Source organism: Candidatus Berkiella cookevillensis, assembly GCF_001431315.2.
In the GTDB taxonomy this organism is placed as follows: Bacteria; Pseudomonadota; Gammaproteobacteria; order Berkiellales; family Berkiellaceae; genus Berkiella_A; species Berkiella_A cookevillensis.
This window is the reverse complement of sequence record NZ_LKHV02000001.1, coordinates 813300-834750: the sequence shown is the minus strand read 5'-3', so window position 1 is coordinate 834750 and position 21451 is coordinate 813300. Positions and strand designations below refer to the sequence as shown.

Sequence of the window (21451 nt, the reverse complement as noted above, 5' to 3'; positions counted from 1 at the left end):
AATTTTCTATTGTTTTTTAAGACGCATTGTTTTTTCATTAGTTTTTTCGGGTGCCACTTCAACCAAAGGCGCAGCTTTTCGGAGCTGGCCTGAATGACTCTGTTTAAACTCAGGAAGATACACCTGTCTTTTCGTTTGTTGAGCATTTATTTTGTTCGGATCTATATTTTCATCTGTTGCAACTGGCTCAAGAGGACGAGGTACGATAGACGAAGCGGTATTTAACACAACCGAGTTTGCTTTAATTTGTTGTTGACTTGGGTACGGAGGAGCACCAGGAATTTGGAAAGCCCACGTTCTTGAACCACCTACTTCATTTTCATCTTTTTTCAATGAGCCTTCTGATACAGTCCCTCTTATTGCATCTCGGAGTGATGTGCCATTTACATGCTCGAAATAAGCATCTAAAACAGTTACCTTATCATTTTTATCTTTTACAACAACAACATTATGATCTTCGGGACTACAGTTTGCAAAGTCATCTTTGTTCGTTCCATGCGCCATCTTTGTATACAATATTTTTGCTTGTTTATCCGAAGCAATAACTTCATAACCAACGTTAAGAAGCGAAGCATAAGTAGCATTAGTAGCACGACAATCCGCTGTTCCAGCTTTTATTAAAGCATTTGTTGATATAGTGCCATGCATATTCTTATTATCATGCATTACCACATTGGAAAATAAAGAGTTTATTAATCCACCTGCTGATCCAACGTGTCCATAATTTCTACCTCTAATTTTTTCATTGGTACTCAACATATAGTCATTTGAAACATCTGTTTCATTTAGCATCATTTGTGTAATTCTTCTTGTTATTTCTTCCAAATTGGCTTCTTTCTCTTCTAGAGACAAACTATTATCGTTATTAATATGCCCTGCGATTTGTTTTACAAAATCTACAGGCGTTAAATCTTGACTATTCTGGATAATAATTCCTTTTAAATTCAAATAATTATCTAGTGCAGCTACTCTCTCTTCACTATTGTGCATTAATGAAAGTTTAGCTCGGAAATCAATCCGTAAATTAGGCGCATAGCCACCGAAAGCAACATTATTATAACTAATAGTAATATTCCCACTTTCTATTTCTGAAACAGGTAATTTAGTCGCTCCTTCGTATATATCACTATCCGTATAATCATTAAATGACAAGGTACCACTGCCAAGTTTAGTGTCCTTATCAAACTCAAAATTGAGATCATCATGAGCTAAATTGTGTAAGTCGGGTGCGCTTTGCGATCTTGGCATTCCGCTCACTTCTCTTTTTACAGATTTACTACGCCTGGTGGACTGATATTCATTATCAACATAAGGATTACTTGCTAATTCATTTCTAGAGATTGGTAATGAAGATTCTATAAGGCCTTTCTCATTAAGCCGCTTAATTTCTGCATTCATTTTTTGAATAGACTCATCTATATCAATGTTTATGCCTGTTTTTCCCCAGGTTTCTTTTAATTTACCGAGCTCTACTCTAGCTTTTTTTTCATTACCATTAATAAGGTGATTAAATGCACGTATATATGCGGAATACGCCATAACTTTATTGACCATGATCTAATCCTCATCTTATCTGTTAACTTTTAAGACAAAAAAAAATAGATTTAGTTCAAAGTTCGAATTGCTCTAGTTCGTACGCGAATTGCCTCAAATTAAATCTAACTCTATGAACGCAAAGTAGGCTTCGTTGCCTCATATTAAAAGTAACCAGGGAACGGGAGGTTACACATATGGGGTATCAAGAAAAAAAGAGCTATCTTCAAGCGATTTTGTTGCGATACGTGAATGCTGATAGGTCAAAAAAGAGTGCAATACTCAATGAGTTTTGTGCTGTATGTGGATACAATAGAAAATATGCGATTCAGCTACTAAAGAAGAAACCAGTTAAGGAAAAAAAGAGAGCGGGATTAAAACCAGTGTATGATAAACCCGCCCTCTTAGAGCCATTAAAGCAGATTTGGTTTACCGCCGACCAACCCTGTGGCAAAAGGCTAAAACCCATCATTAAACTCTGGCTGCCAAGCTATGAGTCAACCTATGGCTCTCTAGCACCTGAAATAAGGCACCGGCTATTATCAATTAGCCCTGCTACTATCGATCGCTTACTAAAGCCTATACGAGCGACAAACAAACTTAAAGGACGCTGTGCAACCAAACCTGGCATCTCATATACAAATACAATTTAGTCATTGGGATATAACACGGCCAGGTTATGTGGAAGCAGACACTGTTGCGCACTGTGGCGATAGTGTTGCTGGTCGTTTTGCTTGGAGTCTAACCGTTACAGATATTTTTACAGGTTGGACAGAAAATCGAGCCATGTGGAATAAAGAAGGTGGCCTTGTTTATGAACGTATCAGTGATATAGAAAAGGTTTTACCCTTTGAGGTTTTAGGGTTTGATTGTGATAACGGCGGTGAGTTTATTAATCATGCATTACATGATTATTTTACTAAAAGAGAAAAGCCTGTTCAGTTTACACGTTCACGCCCCTATAAAAAGAATGATAATGCTCATGTAGAACAGAAAAATTGGACGCATGTGCGAAACCTATTTGGGTATGACAGGCTAGACAAAAAGAAAACGGTTGTTTTGATGAATGATTTATACCGAAACGAATGGAGCCTGCTTCAAAATCACTTCATGCCATCGATGAAGCTAAAAAGCAAAGAGCGTATTGGCGCTAAATACAAGAAACAATATGAACCTGCAAAAACGCCTTATGAGCGGGTATTAGAGTCAGATTCTGTTGCAGATACCACAAAAGAAAAACTACAGGCTATTCATGCAACCCTTAATCCGTTTACACTTAAGAAAATAATAGAAACAAAATTGGTTGAAATATTTAAGCACATAAAAGTTAGTTCAAATGTGAGGCAACGACTCTAAGGAGAAGAAAGATGAATATTGCATATCTATTCAGCAACGGCCTCGAGCTTACTGTTTGTTTTTTATCTGCTTTTAACAAAATAAAAGTCTTTGAATTAAATGTTCTCGGTTACTTTAGTTATGAGGCAACGAACGACCCCTTGGGTTAGGTTTTGCTATGAGGCAATACGGTACGCGAATTGGCTCATATCAAAGGTAACCGAAAAAGGAAAATAAACGGTCGTTGCCTAATATTTAAAGTAACCGGGAGGTGAAATATGGGGGCATTTGAAAGGAAATCGTATTTAATTGCTATTTTAAGCAGGTATCCATCTGCTAGTCGTGTAATTAAAACAAAAATACTGGATGAATTTTGCGCTGTTTGTAAGTACAACAGAAAATATGCCATCAGAATATTAAATCGTGGTCTTGCAACAAAAAGAAAGCGTTCTGGTCCTAAACCTGTGTATCAAGAGAGTCACATTTTAGATATTTTAAAAAGGATATGGTTTGCTGCAGATCAACCTTGTAGCTTAAAACTGAAGGCGATGATACCAGCTTGGTTACCAAGCTATGAAGATAGGCATGGAGCTCTGGAAAATGAAGTTAAGGAAAAATTGTTATCGATTAGCCGCTCTACCATCGATAGACTTTTAAAGCCTGTACGGACAAAGTCAAAGCCTAAAGGACAATGCACAACAAAACCTAGCATTTTCAAAACTAAGATACCGATTCAAATGCATCAAACTGGTTCATAAAGAGCGTATTGGCTCTAGGTATAAGAAAACAAAGGATGTATCGACTCTTGTAGATATGAAAAGAAACGTTACACGTTTTATAATACAATACGGTTAAGATTCTTTATGAGAAACTTGGCTCAAGATTTCTTTAATCAGGGCGGGTCCTTTATAAATAAGACCCGTATATATTTGTAAGAAATCAGCACCCGAACCAAGCTTTTTAACAGCCGTTGCACCGTCCGTTATACCTCCCACGCCTATCAAGGTCATGCGCTTACCAACAGTTGCTTTGATATGACTTAAGATCTGATTCGATTTCTCAAACAAGGGTGCACCACTTAAACCGCCTTGCTCATTCTGCAGGCTGTCTTGAAGATTCAGATTTCTCGCAATCGTTGTATTTGTTGCAATAACACCTTCAATTTCATAGGTCAAAAATGAATCTAACATTGCTTCTAAATCATTTATTTCTATATCAGGTGCAATTTTGACACAAATGGGTAAAGGTTTTTTTGTGGAACTATATTTAGATTGTGCTTCTTTGAGTTTGTGTAACAAAGTATTCAAATAATCTGCTTTTTGTAATTCTCTTAAGCCAGGCGTATTGGGAGAAGATATATTAATGGTAATATAATCTGCGTAAGGTGCTACCTTATGAAAACAGGTTAAATAATCCTCATCTGCTTTTTCATTGGGAGTATCTTTGTTTTTACCAATATTCACACCTAAAAGCGCTTGTCCTTGGTAGCTCCTAATATTCTCTACTAATGTATCAACCCCAAGATTATTAAAACCTAAGCGATTAATCAATGCTGTATCTTGCACCAAACGAAACAAACGCGGCTTAGGATTGCCCATTTGTGCTAAGGGCGTTACCGTACCTACCTCAATAAATCCAAACCCGAGCTTATCCCATACCTTTAATAACTCACCATTTTTATCAAGACCAGCAGCTAAACCTAAGAGGTTGCGTACTTCTAACCCCATCATTTTTTTCTCTAATTTTGTTTTTTGTTCTGAAGAACAAAGAGTGGCTGGCCACCACGCTAAGCCTTTCAATAACTGAAAGCTTAAGTGGTGGGCAGTTTCTGGCGGTAATTGAAATAACAGCGGTCTTAATAAAGGATAGGCAAAAAACATTAAACAGCTGTATCCTTATTCGCTTGTAAACGCTGACATTCCAAAGTGCTAATATGTGCTAATTCCATTAATTCACGCAATGCAACGGAGAACATCGTGAAATCTCTGTTCGTAATAGATTTTAGATCAGAAATCATAAGACGCCATCTATCCGCAAACACCTTGTGATGTGTAATCCACGCATCAATTTTGGCATCTACATCATCTACATTACCATGCATCAACATGATTGCGACTGTAATGATTCTTTGCTGTCTATCCAAATCGTCTCGAATTGCCGCTCTGGCTAATGCATCCCAATGACTGGATACTTGATGGCGTTTTACTTGCTCTCTAAACCAACCTAACTCCAAGCGAGAACCAACGGCATAATAGGTAATAATGACAGATTCCACAGGTAACTTATAATGCATCGCAGCATCAACAATATCTAAAGCAGAGAACATTGCGCTCATTTGTGCAGCAGCAAATGCAATCTCTTCTGGAACGCTATCTTTTATCAACTCATTGGCATATTCACGAATATATTCTTCCGCATGTCCATGTAAGGTATGACGCAAGCTTTCGCGCACAGTTTGTACTTTAGGTTTAAATTGATCAATCGCCTCTTGTACATTCATATCACCGACTTGATGCCTTAAGAACCAGCGAGCCCCTCGTCTTACTAATCGGTTCAATTCATGTAGCATACGCGTTTGTATGTGCGTAGGCACAATCAAGTCCAAGGCTTCAACTGCCTCTCTAAATTGATGCGCTTTAAAAACTTCGCGAGAAACCATATAGCAACGAACAATGCTGGGAACAGATGCACCCGTTTCATCTTGCAGACGATGCAAAAATCCAATGCCCATGTCATTGATAATCATATTCGATACTTGCATTGCAATGAGCTCACGTTTCAAACGATGCTCAAATAAGTATTTTCGATATTTTGTTTTTAAAATTTGAGGAAATGCTGTCACCATATCTTCTGCAATATGTGCATCCTCAGGAACATCAGAAGCTAAAATCTCACTCTTCAGTAAAGTCTTAGTGTAGGCTAATAAAACAGCTAATTCTGGGCGTGTCACACCACGATTTATAGTTTGTTGTCTTGTAAGCAATACATCGTTACTTGGCAAGTATTCAATTTCACGGCTTAAGTTAGCATGTTTTTCCAGATACTCCATCAAACGACAATGCATTTGAACATTTTTCTCAGATCTAAACTCAGCAATACTTAATGCTTCTGTTTGAAAACGATTGTTATCCAGAACTAACTCTGCAACTTCCTCTGTCATCTCTGCTAACAATTCATTGCGCTGCTTCTCAGTCATATCTCCTTGAGAAATAATACCATTTAATAAGATTTTGATATTTACTTCATGATCAGAACAATCCACACCACCTGAATTATCAATTGCGTCAGTGTTGATCTTTCCACCTGTCAATGCATATTCAACACGACCTAATTGTGTGAATCCTAAATTCCCCCCCTCACCAACGACTTTACATCTTAGTTCATCGCCGTTAACTCGAAGCGAATCATTTGCTCTATCACCCACTTCACTGTTGTGTTGATAGGATGCTTTCACATAGGTACCAATACCACCATTCCAAAGCAAATCAACAGGCGCTTTTAACATTGCTCGTATTAATTCATTTGGAACTACTTTTTCTTTTTGCAAGCCAAGTGATTTGCGAACTTCTGGCGATACAGTAATGAGCTTCGTAGAGCGAGAAAATATCCCACCCCCTTTAGAAATAAGCTTCTTATTGTAGTCATCCCATGTTGAACGCGGCAGCTGGAACATTCTTAAACGTTCCTTATAACTGGCTTCTGGATCTGGGTTAGGATCTAAAAAGATGTGTTGATGGTTAAAAGCACCAACCAGTTTAATATGTTTAGATAAAAGCATACCGTTACCAAACACATCTCCGGCCATGTCGCCAATACCTATCACCGTAAAATCTGTCTTTTGAGTATCAATATTATATTCTCTGAAATGTCTCTTGACAGATTCCCAAGCACCTCTTGCAGTAATACCCATTTTCTTATGATCATAGCCAGCAGAACCACCAGAGGCAAAAGCATCTCCCAGCCAAAAGTTATATTCGCGAGATATACTATTAGCAACATCTGAAAAACTTGCGGTACCTTTATCTGCTGCAACAACTAAATAAGTATCATCTGCATCATATCTAACAACATTTTTAGGTGGAACTACTTTGTTATCAATTAAATTGTCTGTTAAATCGAGTAATCCAGAAATAAAGGTCTTATAGCAAGCAATACCTTCCGCCAAGATTTCCTCTCGAGTTCCATGAGTTGGCAAGCATTTTGCAACAAATCCACCTTTTGCACCTAAAGGTACGATTACAGCATTTTTAACTTGTTGTGCTTTCATCAAACCTAATACTTCCGTACGGAAATCTTCTTTTCTATCAGACCATCTTAATCCACCACGCGCTACTTTCGCACCGCGCAAATGCACACCCTCTACCCGAGGAGAGTAAACATAAACCTCAAACATTGGCTTTGGCAGTGGAATTTCTGGGATGGCACTTGAATCAAATTTAAAAGATAAGTAATCCTTTAGTAATTTTTTACCGTTGAATTTTTGATAAAAATTCGTTCTGATCGTCGCCATAATGACATCAATAAATTTTCTTAAAATACGATCTTCGTCAATATTAGCAACCGCTTCTAAGTCATTTTTAAGTTTTTGTCTAATTTCATTAACTTTTGCATTTCGATCTTCATGTGCAACATTTGGATCAAATCGTGTCTTAAAGAGCTTCGTTAAATCAATTGTAAATGAAACATTTTTAACTAGCACTTCTTCTATATAAGCTTGCGAAAAAGTAAAGCCTATTTGCCACATATATTTTGCATAAGCACGCAACATCATCACTTCGCGCCAGTTTAAACCACCTTCTAAAACTAAGCGGTTAAAACCATCGCTTTCAGCATGACGCATCCATATATGATAAAATGCCTCTTGGAAAACCTCTTTTAATGCCTCTACATTCAAGTCATGACCTTGAGAATGAACCATAGCAAAGTCATTAATCCAAATACTCTTTCCTTTTGTGGGTGTTATTTCATGAGGACGTTCACTCAGAACGCGCACTCCCATACATTCCAACATTGGAATCACATCAGATAGTGGTACAGCACTCCCCATGTGAAATAATTTAAAACGAATGGTACCTTCTGATTCTTCTAAAGAACGATAGAAACTCATTTCCAATAAGTTATCATCATTCAGTTTTTCCATATGTTTAATATCAAAGACTGCAGTACGAGAAATAAATTCTTCTCGATAACCGGCAGGGAATGCACCACGATATTTAGTATATAAGCGTAATCCTTTGTCCTCTCCGAAATTCTCGATCAACGTATCCCGTGTACTGTCTTCCCATGTACGCGCAACCTGAATCAGTTTGTTTTGCAAATCTTGCAAATGATATTCTTTAGCGCTGTCTTCTTTGAAGCGAATCACAAAATGAATTCTTGCTAAAATCGATTCTGCAAAATGCGTAATAAATTCTACATTGTAGCCCCCCAACTCTCTCATGAGTATATTGGACATTTTTTCTCTTAATCGAGAATTAAATCTATCCCGGGGTACAAAGACTAGGCATGAGAAATACTGCGCAAAATCATCTTTGCGGATAAACAATCGAATATGCTGACGTTCTTGCAAATGCAAGATGCCCATAGACATGTCATAAAGCTCTGTAACAGACGCATGAAATAAATCATCTCTTGGAAAAGTCTCCAAAATATTCATCAATGATTTACCATCGTAGCTATCATAGCTCATCTTGCCACGCTCAAAAATCTTGCTTACTTTTTTGCGCAGCAAAGGAATGTTATGAGGACTTCTGTTATACGCATCTGCTGTGTATAAACCAATATATCGCTCTTCTCCAACAACATTCCCTTCTTCATCAAATAATTTAATGCTGACAAAATCTGTATAAGCAGGTCTATGTACATTGGAACGCTTCAGTGTTTTACCTACAATAAGCGGATAAGATGAAAATGCAACTTCTTTTGCACGCTTAGAAAGATCATCAAAAACTTCAAAATAGCTGTCAGCATATACGCTTAAAATACCTAAGGTAGACTCTTTTTTAACTTGACAGTCAATTGTATTCTTACTCTTTATAAAATCACGACGACAATAACCTAAAAAAGTGAAATGATTGTTATTAACCCACTCTAAAAACTCAACAATTTCTTCAATTTCTTCTTTCTTTTCTTGAAATTTGGATGTTTTTAATCGTTGAATGGTTTCATTCATTTTAGCAACCATTGGCTGCCAGTCCTGCACAGTTGCACGCACTTCTGTTAAGGTCTCATCGATAGATTGCCTTAACTGCTCGATCACTTTTGCATCGTTCTGTCTATCAATTTCAATAAAGATAGGCGTTTCTGCTTGATGATTTTTAGCTTTATCTTCTTGGATGTCGCTAATTTTAGTGATATAACCTTTTTCATTACGCTCAAAAATCACACCACCAATATGCAGAATAATATGTATGTTCAATCCAATTCTATTTAAAACAATACGAATAGATTCAAGAATAAAAGGCATATCGGGATGGATAATCTCTATCACCGTATGCGTTGACTGCCAACCATGTTGTTCAAACTGCGGGTTATAAACTCTGACATAATGCTGGTTAGACTTTGCATGATTAATAAACTGCCAATGTGAAACAAAAGCACCATACAAATCAATCACACTACGCTGGTTTATATCCTCTGGCGCAGCCGTTGCGGCATAGCGCTTAATAAACTCCGATAAAAGCTTAGCCTCTGAGACAGGTAATTTTTCCTCGACATGCTTGATGACACGCAAAATCAGTTGATCTCTAGTTTCTTCTTGGCGACGAGTCATGTTCTTTTATCCTTTCCAGGCTCTTAAATTATTAACTTTATTTTCTAACTGCAAAGACTACCATGCTTAATGTTTTATGCAATATATGTACGATTTTAAAGTATCGACAGAATTTTTAAGTCAGAAAAATAGCAATTAAAAAAATTGATGATCCCACACCCATTATTTACACAGCTGTTCAAATTATTGTGAAAACATATATATACTCACAACAGATGAATCTTACCCGTAAAGGGCACAATGTCGGCTAGGTGGCGAGTGTTCGAACAATAGGAGTGTATACAAAATACATGACTATTGTGAGATACACGAAGCCAACAACACCGAAGATATCTGAAGGGTATATCGGCTAGCGTTATTATATCTATAGATCCTGACCCTATATAAGCTTCCCTGACATCATTATTCCTACAATAGCCTTAACTCTATTGCACAATTGTTGTCCATTTTTGTTACTTTAAAAAAAAGAGCAGTAGATGCAGAATCCCAAAAAATGTTAGTTGAATGATTTTCAAGAACCTTAGTTATTGACAATTTTTTTGATTCTGTTGAAAATCTCAGTGTCATTAACTACGTATGGTATCCAACATGATCTCTGCCTCAAAGCTTATCCGCTCGATGATTTTCGGCGCAAGCGCATTACTTATAGGCTGTGCACAAAACCCTGTGACCAAACAGTCTGAGCTTCATTTAGTTAGCCAAAATAAAGAAGTTGCTATCGGCAATGAACACTACCCCTTAGCACAGCAAATGAGTGGGGGTAAATATGTCATTGATCCAGAACTCACTACCTATGTACAGAGCGTAGGCCAACGCTTAGCCAAGGTCAGTGAACGCAATAGCCTACCTTTTGAATTTGTCGTTTTAAATGACTCAACACCTAATGCTTGGGCACTTCCTGGCGGGAAAATATCTATCAACCGTGGATTACTCATTCATTTACAATCTGAAGCAGAACTAGCAGCTGTATTAGGTCATGAAATTACACATGCAACTGCTCGCCATGGCGCAAAATCCATGGAACGCCAAATGGCTTGGGCAGCAGGTTTAGGCTTAGTTCAGGCTATCTTAATTACTAAATCAGATAATGAAACCGCTCAAAGCATTGGAATGGCAGGTGCAGCGGCAACCATTGGACTGCTGTCACAGAAATATGGTCGAGATGCAGAACGAGAAGCGGATCACTATGGTATCGATACAATGGTAAAGGCTGGATACGATCCCAAAGCAGCCGTACAACTGCAAGAAACCTTTGTCCGATTGATGGATAATAAAAATTCCAGCTGGCTAGAAGGGCTATTTTCTTCGCATCCCCCCTCTCAGGAGCGTGCAAAAGCAAATGCGGTTTACGCACAAACTTTCCCACAAACAAATCTCACCATGGGCAAAGAAGTTTATCAGAAAAAAATTGCTTTACTGAAGAAAAGACAGCCCGCCTACGATGCCTATGATGAAGGCCGCAAGAAACTAGATAAAAAGGATTACAGTTCTGCTTTAAGCTTTGCTGAAAAAGCCATTAAAACTGAACCCAAAGAAGCATTATTCTATGCCTTGAAAGCAGATGTTTATGCCGCAGAAAATAATCCAACAGAAGCCGTAAAATGGTATACGCAAGCAATCAATAGAGATAGCAGCTATTTTTACTACTATCTACAACGCGGCTTAAGCTACGAAAAATTGAAGCAGCACGACCAATCTAAGCAAGATCTGAAACAGTCACAGAAATTGCTGCCGACAGAGGTTGCGCAAAATGCATTGAATCGATTGACTCGGATAAAATAATTTTTGCAAAAGATGCCACCCACTCTGGAGAGTCATTTAAACAAGGAATAGCTGTTAGTGACTCTCCTCCCAATGATAACCACAATTCTTTTGCACGCAAACTGATCTCTTCTAAGGTTTCAAGGCAATCTGCAACGAAAGAAGGGCAAACTACCAATACATTCTTTTTACCTTGCTGAATCAATGTTTTGAGTGCTGATTCAGTATCAGGTCCTATCCAACGATTCTTACCAACACGAGACTGAAAACTTACGCCGTAATCACTTGCTGCCAAACCAAGCGCTTTCGCCAATAATTCTGTGGTTTGATAACATTGTGCTCGATAACAATTTCGATTCACTTTATTTATGGTGGGGCAAGCTAAGTTTTTATCACAATTTACAGGTGTGTTTGCTTCAGATTGTTTCACTTGCGCAAAAGGCAAGCCATGATAACTAAACAAAATACTATCCCACTTTTCCTTTAAAAATGGCCTTATAACATTGGCTTTTGCTTGAATATATTCCTGACGATAATAAAAAGCATCTATGGTCTTTAAAACAGGAAAAATACTTTGCTGCTTCAAACCATCAAAAACAGCTTCGAAGGCAGAACTTGTGGTGGCACTGGCATATTGTGGATAAAGAGGAGCCACAATGATTTTATCGACTTGCTGAGCACGTAATGTATCAAGCGCAGTTGCAATACTGGGACTACCATAGCGCATACCCAATGCAACCACATATTTTTCGCCTAGATGCTGTTGCAGTTTCTCTGTAAAAGATTGGCTAATGCTCAATAAAGGTGAACCTTTATTTTCATCCCATACACTTTGATAAGCATGCGCAGATTTTGAAGAACGAAACGGCAAAATGAGGCCATATACCAAACAAAAACGTAAAAGAGTGGGCATGGACACCACTCTTTTATCCATTAAGAACTCTGCTAAATACTTGCGGACAGAAGCAGTATCTGGGCTAGCAGGAGTACCTACATTAATTAATAAAATTCCTGTCTTTTTGCTAATGGGCATTTCAAACAAGTTTTGCTCCTGCTTTTTTCTTTTGCTCTTGAGATGTTTTCACAACCTGAGACTCTGATACTTCTTTCAGCTGCACTTTTGTCTCAGCATCTTTATCGAAACTAGGCGTAAAAACAACAATGCGTGGCTGACCCAGCACAAGATCTGCATCCTCTTTCAACTCAAGCTGAGGCTTCTTTTGCAAACTCACATTTCCTGTTGCTGTATCAATGACGATATCTACTTGACTAAAGATATTTAAGGTTTTTGATAGTGGCAAATCCCCATAAATCTCTGCAATTTGTTCTTTTACTGCAGTTATTTTAAAGCACAGTGGTAATTTGGGATCTATTTTTCCTTCTGTTCTTAAAACTTGGTATTCCACAAATGCTTTTAAATAAGCCGGCAAAATACCCACAACATCCACAATGGATAAACCGTGCATCAGGTTATTCGCCATGCTTTTTAACTGCTTTGCATTTTCATGTATAACCGCACTTTTAAGAACACTATCTTGGGGATATCCTTGTTTGCGCCAATCCATGATATTGCTAAATAATGCGGGGGCATAAGTAGGTGTGGGCATATTTGGATCAATTGCCTGAAAAAATGCCTCTATCAATTTCGCACGCTGCTCAACAGGGATTAAACAAAAACCCGCATAAAGGGATTCTCCTTCCATTGGGCTAAATAGCCTTAGCATTGCCCCAATGTGTGCTAAAACTTGCAACTCTCTGGCACTGAGAGAAAATCTATCTAAAGCTAAACCCTTCGCTCTTGTTGCTAAATACGCACTCAATACATCATGTGTGTGATCTTGAAAGAGTTCTTGCAGTTCTGCATCTAAGGCTTTAATCGCTTGGTAGGTATTTTCTGTTAAGTAAAATGCACCTTTAGACTCAATATGTCCTCTAAAGCCTGTTATATTCGTTATCCAAAAAGCCCACCATATTTGTTGCGATTCTTCATCAAATTTGTTCTCTTTGATAAGCGCCCGCATTTGGGTGAACATATTCTGATTACCCTCAGTATACATCATATGACGATAATGCATGGGTAAAAATACGTTGGTGAGTAATTTAGAAATTCTTGCTTGTTGCTCAGCCTCTGGATATTTTGCTAATAAATTACTAATTAAAGGAAATATAGCTTTTGCCTGCTCAAAATCTTTAAAGCAATCTGCCATAAAAAAGACGCTATCAACTGTATAATTATTTACGCCTAAAACTTCATTGGCTTTTTTACGAGCGTTGGGAGACAGGGAAGTTGAATTAATAATGGTTGCAGTTTTTAATACATCAATAAACAAAGGATCAAAGGCAGCAAATTTATCGCTAAAATATTGAAAACCTATTTGTGTTAAGGGCTTATTAAAATCATCTTCTGTTTTTTGAGACTGAATGAAAGACAAGTATCCTGCTTGCTTCGCCAAAATTCTTTCTAAACTATGTAAGCGCGATAATGCTCTTTTAACTTCAATAAATCGTGGCTCAGTAATGTTTACCACGCCTTGTTCAGGTGTAGAGCTATCATGAACACACCAAAGTAATTGTTCAACTTGTGCATCACTGAGATGCAATTCATCGTCAAATGTTTTGGTAATAAAATCAGTTATTTGTTGAAAGAAAGGGGAAGCACCTTGAATCATTATATATTAAATCCAAATTAGTTAGTTTTCTATAAAAAATCACTTTGACAGCTAAGTTTAATAGCTTTGTATATATTAAACAACTTAAACTTGGGAGCTACATTTTTTGAATGCTATATAGCTTGCCACTGTTATCATATTGAATTTCAAAAAATCCCACTACTCCCTCTGTCCCTACGATGGAACGGAGATACTGCGCGGGGAATTTAACGGTTTTTCCCTCAAGAGTATGAGCAATAACAGATTGAGCATGGCCTTTGTAATATTCCATCACTTTGTCTTTGCTGATATTCAATTCAACGATAATTTTGTTCATGCCTATTCAATCCATCTTTAGCATTACAGCTTTTTTGAATCTTTGACGGGCGGGCACAGTGACCTACCTCTACAATACTTTCATTTCTATTTACAAAAAATACAACACCTTTGTAAAGACAGACTGCAATGCTATTGTGTAGCCATAAAATCGAATGGTTTTTCCACAACAAACTGGTCAGATGATTCTCCTGTTAGAACGCGGTTCATATCCACTCCAAGGTCAAGTTTTTGTACGGACGCACCCTTGGTGAAGTCAAGCTTTTCCAGATCCACCCAAAAAATATTAGGTGATGTAGCAGACTCACCATAAAATCGTTTGTTCTTGTGGTCGGCGACAACGCGCCAGCGGGTTGTAGAAAGATTAGGCGCTTCAGGAATACTCACCCCATAAGGAGCAGAAACGTTGCGAATTACACTGAACACAGCCGCAGCAGCAATTCGTGGATCGGCGCTTTGGGTTACAGCATTGACGTAGAAACCAGCGCGCACGAAACGATCTTCGGAACGGCCGCTACCGGGCAGGAATTTAAGCGGGTCAATCGCGCTCCAGTATTTCTGATTGGCAAGCTGTTCGTTATAGGGTGGATCGTTTGTTACCACCTGATAGGTGCGATGATGATGAATATCCAGCTTACCGTCGATCCATTCAAGAATCGCACTATCGCCAGTCACGTCCGAAAGCGTCAGGTGCAGCGGTGCAAGGTTTCCGGGCCGACCTGGAACTTCCCCACTTACCACATCTATAGGATTATTGCGTGTGTAAGCAACGGCTTCTGCAACCGTTGCGAACTGGTCAAGATAAAATTGCGCCCATATAGCAAGCGACATACGCGGCGTTTTACCGTCATCTTTGGGAAAGCTTGTAGCGTTCAGCCATAACAGACTAGCATTCATGCCTGCTTCATTCATGCCATCAACTGTGGATATATCATAACCAGAAACAGCCAAACTGCCATATTTCGATGTCCATTTCAGCGAACGCTCGCCGGCAACTCCGTGCCGCTCCATTCCGCGCGGAAAAACCCATAAATTACTGACCATTGGATCTTTAAAATCCATGTTACGGCCTGTTATGTTTCGTCCATCCGGTCCGTGATAGACAATCCGTGTGCAAGCAACAACCTCAGGGAGCATCATTAGCGCAGCAATGGTTAAGGTGGTAAGGGCGTATATGAATTTCAGCATTTAAGGCACCTGTGTGTTAGCGTTGGAGTTGCTGTTAACAATAGCTGCTCCATTTAAATGCGGATATAAGCGCAGCATCACATATACCCTAAAGCATTACAATAAAGAAAGTCGTCAGCATATAAGATTCATTCCAAAGTTCGCAACTTAAGAGAATTATCAGGAAACTATCTGACCTTTATTCAGGTCACACGCACACTCAGGCTACCAATGCCATCAATATTACCTTCCATTAGATCGCCCTTTACAATCTTTCCCACACCAGCTGGTGTGCCGGTCATAATGATGTCTCCAGGCTGAAGTTCCAAATAGCGCGATAACACAGCGATAATCTCAGGAACTTTCCAGATCATCTGATTAAGGTCGCCCTCCTGATGGCGGTGGCCATTTACATCCAGCGTGATTGCTCCAGATGTCGGATGACCGATAATAGATGCCGACACAACCGAGCTACAGGGAGCTGACTTATCAAAGCTTTTTGCAACCTCCCAAGGACGCCCCAGTTTTTTAGCCTCGGCCTGAAGATCTCGTCGTGTCATGTCAAGGCCAACGCCGTACCCCCAGACATATGAAAGTGCGTCCACTTCTGAAATTTTTGTGCCACCCTTTCCCAAAGCAACGATAAGTTCAATCTCGTAATCAACGCTATTCGTCTCGGCCGGATAAGGAAAAATCCCATCAGATGTAATGTTGTCGAGATTTTTGCAAAAGAAAAACGGCGGTTCACGATCCGGATCATGTCCCATCTCAACAGCATGAGCGGCATAGTTCCTGCCTATGCAGAATACACGGTTCACAGGAAAAAGTTGTTCGCTTCCCTTTACATGCAGCTCCGCACGCGGCGGCGGGTCAATAACATAGGATACAGATTTATATGGAATGTTGGACATCGTTTAAAAAATGGCACCGTAGTTTCTGGGCTCTAATGCTTGATATTTTAACGCGTTTAGCGATGTAGGTACAGGCAGACGAAACCCGCGACTAGCGCGGGTTACAGGCAAAGCTTTCACAAAATACCTTTGACAAGGTCGGATCAATCTTCATTTCTACAACAGTACATAAGGATTGCGAGAAGCGTAAGCACAAAGCATAATGCTAATCACGAAGTCTAGATCAGAGATTTGCTGACAATCTCATACACATCCTCCGAAAGCTTCTCTTGCTTTTTAATAAGCTCAAGAGAACTTTTCATTAGCTCAGCATGTTTTTTGTCTAATTTCTTCCACTGTGTTAAAGGTTCCAAAATTCTGGCTGCCACTTGCGGGTTATCTTGATTTAATCGAATAACCTGTTCAGCTAAAAACTGGTAACCTTTACCACTAGGTTCATGAAAAATAATCGGGTTGCTTGCACCAAAGGTTCGAAGCAATGCATAAATCTTATTCGGATTTTTCATATCAAAAGCTTTATGCTTCATCAATGCTTGTATTTTTTCTAAAGTATTGGGCAATTCAGATTGGGCTTGTAAGGCAAACCATTTATCAACAACCAAATTATCTGATTGATATTTATCATAAAACTCATCAAGTAAAACTTGCCTTGTCGCGTGAGCAGAATGATTAATAGCCCACAATGCTCCTATTCTATCTGTCATGTTTTTGGCTTTACGATACTGCGTTTTTATCAATGCAATCACTTTTTCATCGTGAACACGACCAAGCATCCCTAAACAAATATTTTTCAAGGCGCGATAGCCTATATATTTAGATTCAAAATGCCCATTATCTTCACGAGCACATCTTTCGTAAATTTGAATGAATTTATCTTTAAATTCAACGGCAATTGCTTGGCGTAAATCAGATAATATTTTATTTAGTTTTTCCACATCAATCGATATAAGGTTTTCAGCAATATAATAAAAAGAAGGCAAAGCGATTAATTGAGCCAACAATGCAGGATCTGTTTTCTCATCAGATAATATCTCTTGATAAATTTCTTTAAAAATATCAGGTAAAACAAAAGAAGTGTCTGACGAGGCAAGCAGCTTTTCTATCAATGCACAACTCAAGGCTTGGCTCTTATCCCAGCGATTAAACCCGTCTTCATCATGCTTGATAATGAACGCAAGCTCTCGCTCTTCATAAGCATATTCTAATTTAACGGGCGCAGAAAAATCGCCTAATAAAGAAGGGATTACTTTCTGTGTCGCATTGTTAATAATCAATTCATCTTCATTTTTAGATAGAATAAAGTAATGACCGGCTTCTGTTTGAGTGATACGCGGATGATTTGACAAGTCAATTTTCTTAGCATTTTCCTCATATAAATTAATCTTGATGGGAATCAAAAATGGCTTCTTTGTCTCTTGCTCAGGCGTGGGTGGGCAAGTTTGAACAAATTTAAAGACAATGCTACCGTCTTGCGCATTTTTTTGCTGCGTCACATGAACACGTGGTGTGCCCGCTTGCGTATACCAATTCATGAATTGATTAAAATCAATCTGCGTATCATTGAGATTCGCATCATGCATTGCATTTACCAAATGCTCAATGGTCACGGCTTGACCATCATGACGCTGAAAATACAAATCCATACCCTTTCTAAATTTACGCTCACCCAACATAGTGTGGAGCATACGGATTACTTCAGCTCCTTTGTAATATATCGTCATCGTATAGAAATTGTTAATTTCAATATAAGAATCAGGTCTAACGGGATGCGCCATTGGCCCACTGTCTTCCGCAAATTGACGTGTACGGATTTGTCTCACATCATCAATACGTTTTACAACTGTGCTACCCATATCTTGAGAAAATTGTTGTTCACGAAATACCGTAAGGCCTTCTTTCAAACTCAACTGAAACCAATCTCTTAAAGTAACTCGATTACCCGTCCAGTTATGGAAATATTCATGGCCAATAACCATTTCAACACCCATAAAATCAGTATCCGTTGCGGTATCCATATCTGCCAAAACGTATTTGGAATTGAAAACGTTTAGACCTTTATTTTCCATTGCACCCATATTAAAGTCATTCACAGCAACAATCATGTAAATATCTAAATCATATTCACGACCGTATTTCTCTTCATCCCATTTCATAGAATGCTTCAATGATTCCATGGCATATTGGCATTTATGAATATTTTGTTTTTCAACATAGATGACAAGTTCTATTTTTCTATCCGACGCGGTCACAAAATGATCATTAATATGTGCTAAATCCCCTGCCACTAAAGCAAAGAGATAAGCCGGCTTTTTGAAAGGATCTTGCCATTTTACCCAATGTCTATCACCTTGTTCACCTTTATCAATCAAATTGCCATTGGAGAGTAAGATAGGGTATTGCTGCTTGTTCGCGCTGATCGTTGTTGTAAAAGGTGCCATTACGTCTGGTCTGTCCAGATAGTAAGTAATTCTTCTAAAGCCCTCTGCTTCGCATTGGGTACAAAATAATTCGCCAGAGCGATATAAACCACTGAGCGCTAGATTCTTCTGTGGATAAATTTCCGTTTCAATTTCAAGTTGGAAGGAATCCGGTACACTTAAAAGTGTCAATGTTTTTTCATCGCGTTGATACTCCGAGGCTGTCAGCGGAATATTATTTAACTTGATAGATAATAATTTTAAGGTTTCGCCATTTAATATGAGCAGTCGTTGATGTTTTCCTGACATCTGATTACGATTGATATGCATGACAGAACGAATAATGGCTTTTTCATCTTGCAAATCAACATTTAAGTCTATGTTTTCAACCAAGAAATCTGGAACTGTGTAGGCTTTTAAATGGACTGCATTAGGCTGATTTGTTTTCATTTTTTTCTCTGCTCTGGATTAGAATTTGGGTTCACTATAACCTTTCGCGCAGGTTGAATCTACTCTGCCCTATCCTGGCACTAGAGGTAAATTTTTAATGCTTTCAAACTAATATTATTATATTTAGTTGCTTCTGATTTAGTTACAGACATACAATAAACTTAATCATCCTGCTTAATTTAAGGAGAGCAAATGGACGTTCTAAGCAGTTTTAAAGATCGGTACGATGGTAAACATGCCGATGAGGAATTAACACTTCAGGAATACTTAGATCTTTGCAAAAAAGATCGTATGGCTTATGCCAATTCAGCAGAACGACTTGTTGAGGCAATTGGCGAACCCAAATTAGTGGATACAAGCAAGGATAGACGCTTAAGCCGTATTTTTTCCAACAAAGTTATGAAACTTTATGACTCTTTTGAATCATTCTATGGAATGGAAGAGCCTATAGAACAAATCGTGTCCTTCTTAAAACATGCCGCACAAGGTTTAGAAGAAAAGAAACAAATTTTATATCTCTTAGGGCCTGTTGGTGGCGGTAAATCCTCTTTAGCAGAGCGATTAAAAGCGCTCATGGAAAAAATCCCCTTTTATGCATTAAAAGGCTCTCCTATTTATGAATCTCCCCTCGGATTATTCGATCCAGAAGAAGATGGCCCTATTTTACAAGAAGAATATGGCATTCCTAAGCGATACATCGAAACAATCATGTCACCATGGGCAGTGAAACGCCTACACGAATTCAATGGCGATATTAATCAATTTAAGGTTATCAAAATATGGCCTTCTCGCTTAAAACAAGTTGCTATTGCAAAAACGGAACCTGGCGACGAAAACAATCAAGATATTTCTTCATTGGTCGGTAAAGTGGATATCCGCATGCTTGAAAAATATGCGCAGCATGACGTCGATGCTTACAGCTTTTCAGGTGGTTTATCTCGCGCGAACCGTGGTGTTTTAGAATTCGTGGAAATGTTTAAAGCCCCTATTAAAGTACTACACCCATTATTAACAGCGACCCAAGAAGGTAACTATAATGGCACAGAAGGTACTGCTTCTATTCCTTTTGATGGCATTATTTTAGCACACTCAAACGAATCAGAATGGCTAACCTTTAAGAACAACAAACACAATGAAGCGCTCTTAGACCGCGTGTATATTGTTAAAGTTCCTTATTGCTTACGCGTAACCGAAGAAGTTCAAATTTACAAAAAACTGTTACAAAGCAGCTCTTTGAAAGATGCGCCTTGTGCACCTAGCACCTTAAAAATGATGGGGCAATTCTCAATTTTATCAAGACTGAAAGAGCCAGAAAATTCAAGCATCTTCTCAAAAATGCGTGTTTATGATGGTGAAAATCTGAAAGATACCGATCCCAAAGCAAAATCTTATCAAGAATACCGTGATTTTGCCGGTGTGGATGAAGGGATGAATGGCCTATCAACACGTTTTGCGTTCAAAATACTCTCAAAAGTATTTAACTTTGATACCACAGAAGTTGCTGCAAACCCTGTACATTTACTGTATGTCATAGAACAGCAAATTGAACGCGAACAATTTCCACCGGAAGTACATGAACGATATATCTCCTATCTCAAAGGCTATTTAACGCCACGATATGTTGAATTTATCGGTAAAGAAATTCAAACGGCCTATCTTGAATCTTATTCTGAATATGGCCAGAACATATTTGACAGATATGTCACTTATGCAGATTTCTGGATTCAAGATCAAGAATACAGAGATCCAGATACAGGTGAAATTTTAGATAGACGTTCGCTCAATGATGAACTTGAAAAAATCGAAAAGCCTGCAGGTATTAGTAATCCTAAAGATTTCAGAAATGAAATTGTAAATTTTGTGCTAAGAGCACGTGCTAATAATCGCGGTAAAAATCCAAGCTGGACAAGCTATGAGAAATTAAGAGTCGTGATTGAGAAGAAAATGTTCTCCAATACTGAAGATTTACTGCCGGTCATTTCTTTCAATGCAAAAGCTTCTGCTGACGAGAAAAGAAAGCATCAAGATTTTGTGGACAGAATGGTCGACAAGGGTTATACACCCAAGCAAGTGCGCTTACTATGCGAATGGTATTTGCGCGTTCGTAAATCATCATAAGTA

Annotated in this window: 15 protein-coding genes; 6 read left to right on the top strand and 9 right to left on the bottom strand. The window is 38.5% G+C overall.

The window, feature by feature from the left end:
- Window positions 1–6: 6 nt before the first annotated feature.
- On the bottom strand, window positions 7–1554 hold the full coding sequence (locus tag CC99x_RS03720) for a hypothetical protein (RefSeq protein WP_057625264.1): 1548 nt from the start codon (window positions 1552–1554) through the stop codon (window positions 7–9).
- A gap of 176 nt (window positions 1555–1730) precedes the next feature.
- On the opposite strand from CC99x_RS03720, the gene CC99x_RS03715 reads away from it, so the two are divergent.
- From CC99x_RS03715 to CC99x_RS03700, 4 genes are all read left to right on the top strand, one after another.
- Window positions 1731–2186: a hypothetical protein gene (locus tag CC99x_RS03715; RefSeq protein WP_057625658.1), complete on the top strand. Its 456-nt coding sequence runs from the start codon at window positions 1731–1733 to the stop codon at window positions 2184–2186.
- Complete coding sequence (locus tag CC99x_RS03710; protein WP_259596588.1) at window positions 2146–2889, top strand: transposase family protein; 744 nt, start codon at window positions 2146–2148, stop codon at window positions 2887–2889. Before CC99x_RS03715 ends, CC99x_RS03710 begins: the two co-directional genes overlap by 41 nt.
- 11 nt (window positions 2890–2900) lie before the next feature.
- On the top strand, window positions 2901–3038 hold the full coding sequence (locus tag CC99x_RS03705) for a hypothetical protein (protein WP_259596574.1): 138 nt from the start codon (window positions 2901–2903) through the stop codon (window positions 3036–3038).
- Window positions 3039–3146: 108 nt separating this feature from the next.
- A complete protein-coding gene (locus tag CC99x_RS03700) occupies window positions 3147–3626 on the top strand; it encodes a hypothetical protein (RefSeq protein ID WP_057625337.1) in 480 nt (159 codons plus the stop codon).
- A gap of 93 nt (window positions 3627–3719) precedes the next feature.
- On the opposite strand, the gene pyrD is transcribed toward CC99x_RS03700, so the two are convergent.
- Window positions 3720–4748, bottom strand: a complete 1029-nt coding sequence (pyrD, locus tag CC99x_RS03695) for a dihydroorotate dehydrogenase (quinone) (RefSeq protein WP_057625338.1) — start codon at window positions 4746–4748, stop codon at window positions 3720–3722.
- Window positions 4748–9640, bottom strand: a complete 4893-nt coding sequence (locus CC99x_RS03690) for an NAD-glutamate dehydrogenase (RefSeq protein ID WP_057625339.1) — start codon at window positions 9638–9640, stop codon at window positions 4748–4750. The genes pyrD and CC99x_RS03690 overlap by 1 nt, the downstream gene beginning before the upstream one ends.
- Window positions 9641–10228: 588 nt before the next feature.
- Between CC99x_RS03690 and CC99x_RS03685 the strand changes: the two genes are divergently transcribed.
- On the top strand, window positions 10229–11422 hold the full coding sequence (locus CC99x_RS03685; RefSeq protein WP_057625340.1) for a M48 family metalloprotease: 1194 nt from the start codon (window positions 10229–10231) through the stop codon (window positions 11420–11422).
- Here CC99x_RS03685 and hemH read toward each other — a convergent pair.
- From hemH to pepN, 6 genes are all read right to left on the bottom strand, one after another.
- The gene (gene hemH, locus CC99x_RS03680; RefSeq protein ID WP_083477403.1) at window positions 11337–12434 is read right to left on the bottom strand and encodes a ferrochelatase; all 1098 of its coding nucleotides are present in this window, start codon (window positions 12432–12434) and stop codon (window positions 11337–11339) included. The two genes, CC99x_RS03685 and hemH, sit on opposite strands and share 86 nt — an antisense overlap.
- Before the next feature lies 1 nt (window position 12435).
- The gene (locus tag CC99x_RS03675) at window positions 12436–14070 is read right to left on the bottom strand and encodes a hypothetical protein (protein WP_057625341.1); all 1635 of its coding nucleotides are present in this window, start codon (window positions 14068–14070) and stop codon (window positions 12436–12438) included.
- 97 nt (window positions 14071–14167) lie between these two features.
- Window positions 14168–14386, bottom strand: a complete 219-nt coding sequence (locus CC99x_RS03670; protein ID WP_057625342.1) for a DUF2835 family protein — start codon at window positions 14384–14386, stop codon at window positions 14168–14170.
- Window positions 14387–14517: 131 nt separating this feature from the next.
- Window positions 14518–15573 (bottom strand): linear amide C-N hydrolase, encoded by a 1056-nt coding sequence (locus CC99x_RS03665; protein ID WP_077065485.1) that lies wholly within the window; start codon window positions 15571–15573, stop codon window positions 14518–14520.
- Window positions 15574–15755: 182 nt separating this feature from the next.
- A complete protein-coding gene (locus CC99x_RS03660) occupies window positions 15756–16463 on the bottom strand; it encodes a fumarylacetoacetate hydrolase family protein (protein ID WP_057625343.1) in 708 nt (235 codons plus the stop codon).
- Window positions 16464–16681: 218 nt separating this feature from the next.
- The gene (gene pepN / locus CC99x_RS03655) at window positions 16682–19330 is read right to left on the bottom strand and encodes an aminopeptidase N (RefSeq protein ID WP_057625344.1); all 2649 of its coding nucleotides are present in this window, start codon (window positions 19328–19330) and stop codon (window positions 16682–16684) included.
- Between the two features lie 192 nt (window positions 19331–19522).
- Here pepN and CC99x_RS03650 point away from each other — a divergent pair, with 192 nt between their 5' ends.
- Complete coding sequence (locus tag CC99x_RS03650; protein WP_057625345.1) at window positions 19523–21448, top strand: PrkA family serine protein kinase; 1926 nt, start codon at window positions 19523–19525, stop codon at window positions 21446–21448.
- Window positions 21449–21451 lie beyond the last annotated feature (3 nt).

Coding starts and splice junctions, on each gene's coding strand:
- CC99x_RS03720 (WP_057625264.1), bottom strand. CDS start 1,554: ATGGTCAATAAAGTTATGGCGTATTCCGCATATATACGTGCATTTAAT.
- CC99x_RS03715 (WP_057625658.1), top strand. CDS start 1,731: ATGGGGTATCAAGAAAAAAAGAGCTATCTTCAAGCGATTTTGTTGCGA.
- CC99x_RS03705 (WP_259596574.1), top strand. CDS start 2,901: ATGAATATTGCATATCTATTCAGCAACGGCCTCGAGCTTACTGTTTGT.
- CC99x_RS03700 (WP_057625337.1), top strand. CDS start 3,147: ATGGGGGCATTTGAAAGGAAATCGTATTTAATTGCTATTTTAAGCAGG.
- pyrD (WP_057625338.1), bottom strand. CDS start 4,748: ATGTTTTTTGCCTATCCTTTATTAAGACCGCTGTTATTTCAATTACCG.
- CC99x_RS03690 (WP_057625339.1), bottom strand. CDS start 9,640: ATGACTCGTCGCCAAGAAGAAACTAGAGATCAACTGATTTTGCGTGTC.
- CC99x_RS03685 (WP_057625340.1), top strand. CDS start 10,229: ATGATCTCTGCCTCAAAGCTTATCCGCTCGATGATTTTCGGCGCAAGC.
- hemH (WP_083477403.1), bottom strand. CDS start 12,434: ATGCCCATTAGCAAAAAGACAGGAATTTTATTAATTAATGTAGGTACT.
- CC99x_RS03675 (WP_057625341.1), bottom strand. CDS start 14,070: ATGATTCAAGGTGCTTCCCCTTTCTTTCAACAAATAACTGATTTTATT.
- CC99x_RS03670 (WP_057625342.1), bottom strand. CDS start 14,386: ATGAACAAAATTATCGTTGAATTGAATATCAGCAAAGACAAAGTGATG.
- CC99x_RS03665 (WP_077065485.1), bottom strand. CDS start 15,573: ATGCTGAAATTCATATACGCCCTTACCACCTTAACCATTGCTGCGCTA.
- CC99x_RS03660 (WP_057625343.1), bottom strand. CDS start 16,463: ATGTCCAACATTCCATATAAATCTGTATCCTATGTTATTGACCCGCCG.
- pepN (WP_057625344.1), bottom strand. CDS start 19,330: ATGAAAACAAATCAGCCTAATGCAGTCCATTTAAAAGCCTACACAGTT.
- CC99x_RS03650 (WP_057625345.1), top strand. CDS start 19,523: ATGGACGTTCTAAGCAGTTTTAAAGATCGGTACGATGGTAAACATGCC.